Origin of the sequence: Radiobacillus kanasensis (assembly GCF_021049245.1) — a bacterium.
GTDB classification, from domain to species: Bacteria; Bacillota; Bacilli; order Bacillales; family Amphibacillaceae; genus Radiobacillus; species Radiobacillus kanasensis.
The window spans coordinates 186069-197711 of sequence record NZ_CP088020.1 but is presented as its reverse complement, the minus strand read 5'-3'; the positions used below and the strand labels follow the sequence as shown (position 1 = coordinate 197711).

The 11643-nt window shown below is 36.9% G+C and carries 11 protein-coding genes and 1 pseudogene; 4 read left to right on the top strand and 8 right to left on the bottom strand.

Translation table 11 applies throughout. From position 1 onward, the window contains the following. Positions 1 to 16: 16 nt before the first annotated feature. Positions 17 to 492, bottom strand: a pseudogene (locus KO561_RS01105) (GNAT family N-acetyltransferase). A gap of 258 nt (positions 493 to 750) precedes the next feature. Between KO561_RS01105 and KO561_RS01100 the strand changes: the two are divergent. From KO561_RS01100 to KO561_RS01085, 4 genes are all read left to right on the top strand, one after another. Next, entirely contained in the window at positions 751 to 1521 is a 771-nt protein-coding gene (locus KO561_RS01100; protein ID WP_231095284.1) for an enhanced serine sensitivity protein SseB C-terminal domain-containing protein, read from the top strand. 17 nt (positions 1522 to 1538) lie between these two features. Beyond that, entirely contained in the window at positions 1539 to 2654 is a 1116-nt protein-coding gene (locus tag KO561_RS01095) for a hypothetical protein (RefSeq protein WP_231095283.1), read from the top strand. Between the two features lie 3 nt (positions 2655 to 2657). Next, complete coding sequence (locus KO561_RS01090; RefSeq protein WP_231095282.1) at positions 2658 to 3020, top strand: hypothetical protein; 363 nt, start codon at positions 2658 to 2660, stop codon at positions 3018 to 3020. An 864-nt stretch (positions 3021 to 3884) separates the two neighbouring features. Further along, a complete protein-coding gene (locus tag KO561_RS01085; protein WP_231095281.1) occupies positions 3885 to 4136 on the top strand; it encodes a hypothetical protein in 252 nt (83 codons plus the stop codon). 348 nt (positions 4137 to 4484) lie between these two features. Here KO561_RS01085 and KO561_RS01080 read toward each other — a convergent pair whose 3' ends face one another. The 7 genes from KO561_RS01080 to KO561_RS01050 all read right to left on the bottom strand — a co-directional run bounded on the left by KO561_RS01080 (position 4485) and on the right by KO561_RS01050 (position 11411). Beyond that, positions 4485 to 5537, bottom strand: coding sequence for a galactitol-1-phosphate 5-dehydrogenase (locus KO561_RS01080; protein WP_231095280.1), 1053 nt, complete (start codon positions 5535 to 5537; stop codon positions 4485 to 4487). 135 nt (positions 5538 to 5672) lie between these two features. Then, a complete protein-coding gene (locus KO561_RS01075; RefSeq protein WP_231095279.1) occupies positions 5673 to 5819 on the bottom strand; it encodes a hypothetical protein in 147 nt (48 codons plus the stop codon). Positions 5820 to 6014: 195 nt separating this feature from the next. Next, positions 6015 to 7046, bottom strand: coding sequence for a zinc-binding dehydrogenase (locus KO561_RS01070; protein ID WP_231095278.1), 1032 nt, complete (start codon positions 7044 to 7046; stop codon positions 6015 to 6017). A 131-nt stretch (positions 7047 to 7177) separates the two neighbouring features. Next, on the bottom strand, positions 7178 to 8437 hold the full coding sequence (locus KO561_RS01065) for a galactitol-specific PTS transporter subunit IIC (protein ID WP_231095276.1): 1260 nt from the start codon (positions 8435 to 8437) through the stop codon (positions 7178 to 7180). A gap of 79 nt (positions 8438 to 8516) precedes the next feature. Then, positions 8517 to 8804 carry a PTS sugar transporter subunit IIB gene (locus KO561_RS01060; protein WP_231095275.1) on the bottom strand — a complete coding sequence of 96 codons (288 nt, stop codon included), beginning with the start codon at positions 8802 to 8804 and terminating at the stop codon, positions 8517 to 8519. 1 nt (position 8805) lies between these two features. After that, entirely contained in the window at positions 8806 to 9288 is a 483-nt protein-coding gene (locus tag KO561_RS01055) for a PTS sugar transporter subunit IIA (protein WP_231095273.1), read from the bottom strand. Positions 9289 to 9356: 68 nt separating this feature from the next. After that, positions 9357 to 11411: a BglG family transcription antiterminator gene (locus tag KO561_RS01050; protein WP_231095272.1), complete on the bottom strand. Its 2055-nt coding sequence runs from the start codon at positions 11409 to 11411 to the stop codon at positions 9357 to 9359. Positions 11412 to 11643 lie beyond the last annotated feature (232 nt).

Sequence of the window (11643 nt, the reverse complement as noted above, 5' to 3'; positions counted from 1 at the left end):
GCGACAATATGTATCTCTAATTCTGAGCCATTTCTTTTTTATAATATACTAGAGTCGCATGTTCATTTAATGATCTTTCTACTCCTGTTCTTTCAAAACCTAGTTTTTCATATAAGTAACAGTTCCGGACTTCTTCCTTTATCGTAGCCAGTTCCCAGCTTATTGCATCTACGAAAAGCCCCTCCACCTGTCGTATTGCCTGTTGGGCAACTCCTTTACCTTGCTGGTTAGGATGAACAAACATCGGATTAATCCAATATCGCTTCTCCTCTTATACACACATATAGCTCCTACTAGTTGGCTATCCAAAACGATTTTAAAGAAAGCCCCATTAGGACGAAGAATTCTTTCCTTTACTCTTTCTACCGTTTCTAAAGCTGGATTCGTTTTCTCATCCTTATATTTCTCCAACAATGGTATAAAAGCTTGAACCTGTATCTCGAAAATAGCTTCGGCATCGTGCACCGTAGCCTTTTCTAAATTAATCTCCATCATTTTCACCTATTAATACCTTCCCTAAAAAACGTAAATTTCCTTCTAGATCATAGAATGAAGTTATGTCTCACAGGTGTTTCTCTTCCTTCATTATAGCAAATGCAACATTTATTTAGGTAAAATTACCTAAAATGCACCTTTACGATAAACAATAGCCCCTACTTTTGTCCCGTAAATAAGAAAAAGGTTGGATTTTCATTCCTTCACATTTAATGGATAATAATGGATAGAAGTCTTAATAAAGGAGCAAAAATAATGGAATTTAAAGATCCTTTTGATGAAATCCTGCAATTAGCCGTGGAAGAGCCAACCAAGCGCTACCATTTTTACAAGGCATTTTTGGAACTTGAATTAGTCGTAATAGGAAAAGTAGCTTCAGACCCAAAAGAAGAACTTACTTTAGATCTGAAATATATTGAAATCGAAGGGGAACTTATCCTTCCCGTATATTCTTGCTGGGAAAAGTTCCACTCTATCCTCGGGTCGGATTTCACCTATGTGAAAATACCTACACAAATGCTATTAGATGCTATTGAAGTGGACAAACCTTGGGTCCTAAATCCGGGTTTTGACCTGAGTAAGAAAATCATTCCAGAGGAGCTTGAAACGCTGAGGGACGGAAGAATTGTTCATCACTTTTTTGAGAACTTAAGCGATACAGAGAAAAAGCAGCTTATGACAGAACAAACCACAGCTGTCTCGGACACTACCTTAGATGCCATATCATCTTATCTTCAAGACTATCCTTCTATTAAAAAGGCTTATATCACCCACATCTACAATCCTTCAACAAATGAACAAGCCTATCCCTTAATAGGGTTAGAGATAGATGAATCGGATAGACAACAAGCTATGGAGTTAATCCATAGTATCTCCAAAAAAGTCAATCAACATGTACCGTTTCAACCACTATTTGAGTGGATGGTTCTTGATGAATCCCTACCGCTAGCTACCTCGATGGTTGAACAGACGGAGCCGTTCTACGAGCGTGATCCGTTAGATTCATTAAGGTCTATGTTTCATTAGAAAGGAGGACAACCTATTTGTCGCAGATTGATATTAAAGTAAACCGTGTTAAGCATGTCGATTACGACCTAAAAAGGATCACCTCTCAATTAAGAAGGGCAGAGAATGACTTAGCATCGATTCGCTATCAGATAGATTCCGAAATAATTCAGAGAAGAAACATCGGCCCCCGTTTGGATGAGGCGTTACAACAAATACGTGAATTAGAGGTTCAAGTGAAAGAATTAAACCACTTTCTTGAACACTCCTTGGAACTGTACATAAAAGCAGATCAAAAAGTGAATGCCCTAGAGCTTAAGAAACCCGAGAAGAAATCCATCTGGGATAGAATAAAAGAGGGATTTGAAGTGGTATCCGATTCCGTTACAGGGTTCGTAGATGGCCTAGCAGATGCGGTTGTTTCCACAGTAAAAGGACTGTGGCATGTGGTCACTCACCCTATCGAAACAATCAACGGTCTCGTTTATTTCGTCAATCATCCCGTGGAAACGAGCAAAAGTATATGGAATTCCATTTCTGAATCATGGAAAAACGATGTCATCAACGGCGACGCCGAAAGCCGTGCTCATTGGTTTGGACAAGCATTTGGAGAAATAGGTCTTGCCCTAGTGGGTACCAAAGGTGTCGATAAAGCGGTAAAATTAGCGAAAGGTGCTAAAGTTGTTAAGGAACCTGGCGGGGTTCGAGTTGTTGGTGATGGGGCTAAGGGTACTGGTAATAGTAGGCTTAATACTTATGGTGATGCTCTTCGTAAGAATCTAGGTTCAGCCTCTAATTCGCATGCTGACGAGTATAATGATATTTTAAGGCATGCAGAGGAAGTGGGAGTACAAGTTGATTTTCGTAGAGGTACACTTGCTTATGAACCATCATTCGGAAATCCTGGAAGATTGATTCTTGACCCCGATGCTTCAATTGGAGCAGTCCGACATGAATACAGACATATGCTGGACGATTTTGATTTAGGTCATCCAGGAATGAGGGTGATTGCAGATAGTGATTTATTTTGGCGTCTTGAATACAGAGGATATATGGAAGAGATACAATTAGCCAGGGAAATTCGTGATTACGGTGCGGGCAGATTTATCTTACAAGAAATGAGAACTAGAAGAAATGAAATACTGGGGAGGTAAAATATGAATAACGTGCAACAGATAATTAACAGCATAAAGAATAATGATATTTCCAAAGATGAATTAATTTTTTTATTAGACGATACAAATATTCTAATTAAAGCAAATGCTATTTTTCAAATTGTTCGTATGCAAATGCATGATGAAATTGTTATCGAAAAATTAGTTAATCTAGCAAGGCTGATGGAGAAAGAACCTAAAGTAATAGGATTATATAATAATGCCCATTTCGCTTTAGCAGCATTAAGTTGGTTAGAAACTGAAAATTCTATTAAGAGGTTCTCAGAACTTTTTGAAAAATTAGAGCCTGAGAAGCAAAGCGTTTTGCAAAAACTTATTGAGGAGAAACCTTATTTATATTTGTAAACAAACTACCCTTGATTGGCATTATGCTTTCAAGGTTTTTTACTTTAAGATATTTATTGTTAAATGCCGCATGATTTTTGAAGTATTAGGGCGGCTAGATTTGCTCCTGATTTAACATCAACTGAAAGAATGCCGTTACTTAGGGATGCAATTACAAGATTCAGAAATGGTGTGCTTCGTGTTTGAGATGTCAAGGATGTATTATTCATCCAAAGTAGATGAAAAGGAGGTATCCAATGCAAAAGATAATGGATGTTGAAGATGTGTTTGAATCCAAATAATATGGAATTATTATAGTTGGACTTAATCCCGTTCTCGCTTCATTAAACAGGATTGGAGACAATATTGTTGTTCGGACACCTGAGTACAAAGAGTTAGGATTAAAAGTTGTTTCAGTTCAAGTATCTAATTCACCCACTGATAAAAAAATGGTAGGCATATGTCTTGGTAAATCAATAAAACCCACAGATATACCGTTAGGGTCGGTCGTATATACCAGTTTATAGTCTTCAATAAAAATAGATTGTTTGTTAGTTCGGGCTTAATTGGCTCAATGCCATTTTTTAGGTGGGCATGATGGTAAGTTAACGTATGAGATTGGTTGGATTGATACTCAAAAAGTACCACAATTAGAATGGGTAATAGCTAAGCTTGGTTTCCTGAAAATTAATCTAATGAAGATATAAGGAAAACTGGATAGTTTGTGGAAAATGTGCCTTAACAGAGGATCCCGCGGATGGTGATACTATATTGCTGAATCAAAATTTGAAAGTGTATTCCAGACTGATATAGAACAGCTTATGACATGACGATAGAGCCTTAAAGGCCGTGGGATTTTTGAAAAACTATGAGGAGTCAAGATACATGGCAGTTTTTGTTTTAATGTTGAAGGAGTTTGAGGATGAAGAAAGGGTAGTGTATCAATATGGACCAAATGAAGATTTAATGGGACGAATTGAATATGATAAAAAAAATGGAGTGATCAACCATCTATCTCAAATTGATTCACAAGAGTTCGCTGATGAATTCTTCTTTAAGAGAGCAGGAAGACGTCTTTCAAGAATGATCATAAAAGAGAATCAGAACTTTGTTGACCGAACAACTATAGAATCTTAATAATAACAATTGGATATTCTTATTGATTCTATGCTGAAAATAGTAGTTAATCTAGTATCAACTTAGGCACTAGATTGTCTAGTAAACAGACAATTACAAGTAAACAGATAGAAATAATTTAAGAAGCAACCAAAAAAGTTACACTTTCTTATATAACCGCGTGTTAACGGTTAAAATGGACTTCCGTACAAATACGCACCTTATTATAGATTGAAACCAGAATGATTCGTTTCCTAATCTCGAAACGAATCATTCTTATAACTTTTAAAAAAGTAGTTATCTCGAGTATCCAATATGGATGTAATAACCCACTACTACAACCATTCTATTTTAGTTAGGACTTAGCTTTCAGCTTACTTCGGGTTGGAAAATAACCTTTCCGAAAAATTCTTTTCTTTCTATGATACTTTCAAACGTTTCTGGTCCTTCCTCTAGCCTTAATCTATGCGTAATTAAAGGCTTTACATTGATTTGTCCTGTACTCATATAATGAACAGTTGTTGTCCATTCAGGTCCTGGAAAAGGTGCTGAAACTGCATTCCATGCTCCAATTACTTGTAATTCATTTCTAACCACTTTTTCAAAATAAAACCTTTCAATGTTCACATCTCCATATGGAATTCCTAAGAAGACCACTTGACCTCCCTTTTTAGGAAGAGCAAGTACCTGTGCAGAAGTAATTGGGGATCCAGCTGATTCAATGGCTACATCGACTCCTCTGCCATTGGTCAATCCCAAGATTTGTTCATGGGCTGAAACTTCCTTAGGATTTATAAGTTCATCCGCCCCAACCCCTTTAGCCATATCTAATTTCTTCGGATCTATGTCAATCGCATAAACCTTCTTTGCACCGAAAACTTTGGCCCACTGTATGGCAAGTAATCCAATATTCCCACAACCCATAACAGCAACTTCATCACCAGGCTGCATATCCATTTTATAGAATCCATGAACAACAACCGCAGATGGTTCAACTAACGCAGCTGTTTCATAGTCTACATTTTCAGGAAGAACCACTACATTTTCGGAAGGCAGCTTGACATACTCTGCGTAGGCACCTGGGTGTCGTGCACCTATTACGGTTAGTTTATCGCACCTTGCATACTCTGATTTTTTACAGCTTTCACACTTTCCACAATATAATGCTGGACACCCAGCTACGCGGTCACCCACTTTTACATTTTCCACATTTGATCCAACTTCTACGACTTCTCCAGAGAATTCGTGACCAAATATCATTCCCTCTATATATGGTCCTAGCTTTAAGTACCTGGACAAATCTGATCCACAAATACCAACTGCTTTCACTTTAATGACTACTTCATCTTCCTCTTCAATAGTTGGCTTTAGAGCTTCTTCAAATCTTATATCTCTTTTTCCGTAGAGTTTTAAGGATTTCATGTAGATACATCCTTTCACAGATTTTCAGTCATTCGTTCTATTATAAGGTTGGTACGCAGAATGAAGGCTATCTACTCCCCATGTAACCCTTTTTATTTAGGTGAAAAAAGTTCTTCCGTTTGAAATCTAGGTATATTACGTCGTTCTCCTCTTTTTAATAAGAAAGCTTCCAAGTGCAATGACAATAACTGTAGCATTGATAAAATTTTGGTTGTTAGTATAAAATTCACTTAGAAATCTTCCATGTGGTCCTAATGCATAATCTAAAAATGCTTCTACCATTATCTATCACCCTTACTTTCTAATCACTGATAAACCGTAAGCTAAATCCACCATGATTACTTCATTGAGATTCTCATGGGAACCACCTAAGATTAATAGGTTTCTTACAATAGCTATAGCATCATTTTTCGCAGCCTAGCAGAATGTTTTTTGACATCCTTTATTGCTGCATGCTTCAAAAGTCTTCTTCATGTACTATTCAGAAGTCGTTAAAAGTACTTTTATTGCTTCCCCACTTTTAATTTTATTGTAAGCATCATCCCACTGTGTGATATCAAACTCATGAGTTACCAGTTTTTCCGTATTCACAAGATTCTCGTTCATTAATGCTAGGGATGGATCCCAATCACTTGATTTTTGGCTTCTGCTTCCAACTACTCTAATTTCTTTTTGAATAATATTTTCAAAGTTCACCAGAATTTCAGCATTCGCAAATATACCTACTTGCACATATTGCCCCTTTTTTCTTAACAGATCTAAGCCCATTTTCACAGCTGGTACTGCACCTGAACATTCAAATACCACATTCGCACCATAACCATTTGTTAATTCATTTACTAATCCTTTTACATCTTGCTGTTGGATATTCACAGCAAGGTCAATTCCGAGTTCCTCTGCTTTATTTAACCGAACTTGATCATGATCCAAGCCTGTAATAATTACTTTTGCTCCTCGGCTTTTTGCCACTTGTGCCATTAGTAAACCGATTGGTCCAGGTCCTAAAACAACAACAACATCCCCTTTGTTAATACTTGTTTTTTCCGCTGCATGGTACGTGCATGCTAAGGGCTCTGTCATTGCCGCAGATTGGTAATCAACATGATCAGGTAATTTATGGACACTTTCCTTACGCGCGACTAAATATTTCGTAAAACCGCCATTTTGCTGGGAACCTAATCCTTTTCTGTTGTTACATAAATTGTAGTCCTTTGTTGCGCAATACTCGCATTCTCCACAGATTTCAAATGTTGTTTCTGATGTTACTCGATCTCCTATTTTAAATTCCGTTACATATTCCCCAACTTCAACTACTACTCCTGAAAATTCATGCCCCAAAGTGACAGGAGTTGCCACTTTATAATTCCCTTCATACGTATGAACATCAGATCCGCAAATCCCAGCATATTTTACTAATATTTTGACCTGGTCTTTACCAACCTTAGGTTCCTCTACATCTAGAATCTCTAGGTTTCCAAATCCGAGTTCTGTTTTGACTAGAGCTTTCATTAGAATGTACCCCCTTATGACTTCACTTTTGTTAGCAAATACCTTATAATTAGGGTACCCAGCCTAATGGATTTCGACTAAGCTGGGCAACTTGTCATTTCTCCAAAAAATTTCATAAATATGTTAGAAAATTAGTTAAATAGATCGAATATTTTGTAAATTATATAGTTTACGATATTCCCACCTTGGTCAATACTTGAGATAGTAGCTGATCCTTCTGGCATGTCAAAATCAGCATTATTAGCCATCTCCGTAAATAGTGGCGCTACATCTGTTGCAATGTATAAGGAGATAGCAATCATGACCGTACCTACAATGACAGAGTGAACGATATTACCCTTAGCTGCACCGACAATAAAGGCAACAATGAACGGAATTGTTGCTAAGTCACCAAAAGGCAGTAAGGCATTTCCAGGTAGAATAACGGCTAGTAACACGGTGATAGGCACAAGAATTAATGCTGTTGATATAACAGATGGGTGCCCTAGTAATACCGCTGCATCTAGACCGATATGAATTTCTCTGTCTCCAAAGCGTTTATTTAACCATTGGCGTGCAGACTCTGAAACAGGCATTAGACCTTCCATTAAAATCTTAACCATACGTGGCATTAACACCATTACAGCAGCCATTGCCATACCAATTTCAATGACATCCCCAACACCATATCCAGCTAAGATACCGATAATCGCACCAAGCGCTAATCCTATGAAAATGGATTCACCGAAAATACCAAATCGTTTCTGGATAGTATCTGGATCTGCATTCCAGTTTTTCACTCCAGGGATTTTTTGAAGTCCTTTCACTAAAAAGATGCCGGGTGCATAAGAAATAGTGCTACCTGTTGCTACAGAAACACCTGGCATTTCATAGAAATCATTAACCATCGGTGCTGTCCAATCCGCAACTTTAAGACAAACAATTTGGAAGATAACTGCCCCAATTAAACCTTGAATAATACTGTCAGAAATTGCATAGATCATAGCCGCCATAAAGGTATAATGCCAATAATTCCATATATCTACATTCATTGTTTTCGTTGTCTTTGTTAAAAGCATAATAACATTTACTATTAAACCTAATGGAATGATAAACGCAGCTACAATTGAAGCCCATGCAATAGATGATGTTGCTGGCCAACCTACGTCAATGACCGTTAACTCCACTCCCAATCTATCTACCATACCTTGAGCTGCCGGCCCTAAATTATTTACAAGTAGGTCCACCACTAAAAAGATACCGACAAAGGCTACACCAATCGTTAAACCTGAACGAAAGGCTTTACCTGGCTTTTGACCAAATATTAATCCTAAAAGAAAAATGGCTACAGGAAGGATAACTGTCGCACCTAAATCCAAGAACCCTCGGACAACGTCTACAAAACCTTGCATACTTTCTTACCCCCTTCATGTTAAATGCAGCCCCAGTTTTTCTGTTATTGAAAAACTGAGGTAGACTCCTTTAATAGATTTACTTTTGAAGCTCATCTAAAATCTGCTTTTTTGTATCTTCCGTACCTATACCTGTTAAGAATGAACGTGCATTAATGACAGGGAATGGATACTCTTTTTTGGTCATTGCAGTTGTTACTAGTAAATCAGCTGTTTCGACATATCCGCCAACTTCCGCAATTTTGATTTGTACGAGATCAATGTTAAGATTATTTTCTTTCGCCATTTCTTCGATAGCACCGTTTACAACAGTAGATGTTGCAACACCTGCTCCACAGGCTACTAAGACTTGTTTCTTTTTCGCCACGTTATTCACCCCCTTTCAGAGAAAGTTGTAAGTTTTCTTCTATTATTTCTTTTATTTTTGTTTTATCTTTTTCAGTAGATAATAAAAGCAGTAGTTCTTTATCCTGAAAAACTAGCATTAATCGTTGTAATAAAGACAGCTGTGAATGCTCTTCATCCGTAGCTAGCATAAACACTAGTTTAACCGGGGTCGTATCTTCCTGTTCTCCCATTATGCCGAAGTCAACTGTCTCCTTGATTATCCCAAGGCTAATGGCCCTTTTGTTAACATGCTCGATATCTGTGTGCGGGATTGCAACGGAACAACCATTGGTTGGCAGTCCTGTTGCATAGGTTTGTTCTCTTTTAAGGACAGCTGCTACATAGCTTTCTTTCACAAACCCCTTTTCACACAAATTATTAGCCAATAAGGCTATAACTTCTTCTTTACTACTAACGTCGATATCAGTTAGAATCAGTGATTCATCAAAGCTAAACGAACTCATAGTTGTCACCCTTAACATAATTTTTCTCTATTTCTTTGTTTCTGTAAAACTTATAATATGGATTTCTATTATTCATCTGCATACTTTCTAATTATTTCTCGAATCTCTTTTTCTGAATTTGATTGAGTAATCCCTTTCATATCTTTTTTACTAGATGCAAGCTTCATTAATTGCATGAGTGCTCTTAAGTGTTTATGTTTATCTGTAGCAGAGATTACAATCACTATATTAATAGAGTAATCACTAGCAAATTCAACACCTTGTTCTAGACGAAGTAAACTCATAGAAACCTTATTTACTCCATCTTCTGGAGAAGCATGTGGTATGGCCAAATTTTGACCTATTATGATATATGGGTCCTCTTTACAATGCTTAACCATTGCATCCACATACCCCGGGGTTATACTCTTCGTTTGGACAATCGGGGATGCACCTATGCGTATTGCTTCTTCCCAACTCGATACAGAATGCTCCAAAAGAATATGATCTTCCGTTATTAAATCAAATAAACTGGGATTAGGAATTTCTAATTTCTCTTTTTCCTCTAATTCAAGGTCATGGCCCAAATAACCATGAATTTCACTTGTTAGCGACTTTTTATTATCAATAGTGGCGTATTTTTCTATAATGTTGATTAACTCCTCAACATTTAAATCCGGTGACACAAATCCATGTAACTCCAACATCACCTGTCTTCTCAACCTTGATTTCTCTTCTTTTTCAAGGAAAGGATTTGCCACAAATACTTTTTTGTCTGTTTCCAATAAGATTGGTGAAAATACAATATCGTAGTCAAGGCTATACTCATGAAATTCTCGAATCGACAAAGAGTCCAAAAATATAAATTCGGGGAAGATCTCCTTTAATGCGCTGAACATTAGCCTCGAAACAGATACACCTTTTGGGCAAACGACTATCGCTTTTATCTTTTGTTGAATGCTCTCTCCATGCATGGTCATCCAACCACCTATTAACATTGTTAAATAAGTAGTTTCACTTTCTGGTATTTCTTCTCCAATCAATTCGGCTAATGGACGCGTTGATTTTCTAACAAGATGATGTAATTCCTTGAATTCTTTACTAACCGTTTCCTGCACATCTATAAACTCGGTAAGTTTATACTTAATTCGGTAGTAAGCAGGCTTTACATGCAACAACAACTTATTTAGTAATTGCTCTTTATCCTGTAGAGAAACACACGCTGTCCTCTCAAATAAAGACACCATTTTATCTAACGCGTCCTTCAAATCTGGTATGCTATCCTCAGTTAGAAACTCTGACCAATGAACACTAGTTGTTAAAAGGTGCAAAGTGATAAATAAACGTTCCTCTAATGGAATATTTCTAAAATCATATAGTAATTCTTCTGTGGCTTTATACTCTTTTGTATTAGATAGCTCATTATAGTGGATATTGAATGGGTTCATTTTGTTACCTTGTTTAATCCTTCGAAAAATAAGAGAGATGATATAAGGCATGGTTTCCATTTTTTCATCGGTAAACTTTAAATTCAATTTGCATTCCACATTTTCTAACCTTACTTTCAATTCCGAAATTTCCTCTTCTGTTATTTCTGTCAACTCACAAATTTTCTTTTTACCGTTGTTGAGATCCAATACTTTGTTACACGCATTGATTAACAGCTTTCTTAAAATAAACTCATTTCCTTCAATTAAGTAGCCTTCCCGTCTTGAATACCTAATTGCTAGCTGATAATCCTCCACATATTCTTGTGCTACCTTCATATCACTTAAAATAGTATTTTTACTTACTTTTAACTCTGATGTGAAATGGATGAGTGAAAGCTCTTCCTTGCTACTTAGTAACTTCAGGATAATTAAGTAAACTCTTTCGTTTTCTGTTAAAATATCCGATTCCACTAAATCATTTCGTTCTTTGTTCAAAAACATTTTTGAAAGTACTGGATCAACGATAAACAAGCCTTGTCGTGTTCTTTCGATTGTAGGAAGGTTCTTATAAATGAGCCATTCATTCATTTTGCCGAAACTATAACTTAATTGTCGACGAGTTAAGGAGTACCTCTTTTCTAAATCTTTACTCCTAATCCTAGGATTCCCAACGAGTGAGTTTAGGAGATTTGTACTTCGTGCATCCAGTTGCACAACCCATCACCTCTCTTACAATTTTTATTCTAACATCGACACAATAGGTTTTGTATGCGTTTTCATCACAGAATGTTGTGTGGCATATTGTACAACGCTGTGATTTACTGTGACCGCTCCAATGATTGTCCACGTCGTAAAACCCTATGCTGACTAAGGGTCAGCGCTATTTTCAATATCTAATTTTTGTTACGTGTAGACCACAGAGGATAAAAAGTCTAACTCCACTACT

Coding starts and splice junctions, on each gene's coding strand:
- KO561_RS01100 (WP_231095284.1), top strand. CDS start 751: ATGGAATTTAAAGATCCTTTTGATGAAATCCTGCAATTAGCCGTGGAA.
- KO561_RS01090 (WP_231095282.1), top strand. CDS start 2,658: ATGAATAACGTGCAACAGATAATTAACAGCATAAAGAATAATGATATT.
- KO561_RS01085 (WP_231095281.1), top strand. CDS start 3,885: ATGGCAGTTTTTGTTTTAATGTTGAAGGAGTTTGAGGATGAAGAAAGG.
- KO561_RS01080 (WP_231095280.1), bottom strand. CDS start 5,537: ATGAAATCCTTAAAACTCTACGGAAAAAGAGATATAAGATTTGAAGAA.
- KO561_RS01075 (WP_231095279.1), bottom strand. CDS start 5,819: ATGGTAGAAGCATTTTTAGATTATGCATTAGGACCACATGGAAGATTT.
- KO561_RS01070 (WP_231095278.1), bottom strand. CDS start 7,046: ATGAAAGCTCTAGTCAAAACAGAACTCGGATTTGGAAACCTAGAGATT.
- KO561_RS01065 (WP_231095276.1), bottom strand. CDS start 8,437: ATGCAAGGTTTTGTAGACGTTGTCCGAGGGTTCTTGGATTTAGGTGCG.
- KO561_RS01055 (WP_231095273.1), bottom strand. CDS start 9,288: ATGAGTTCGTTTAGCTTTGATGAATCACTGATTCTAACTGATATCGAC.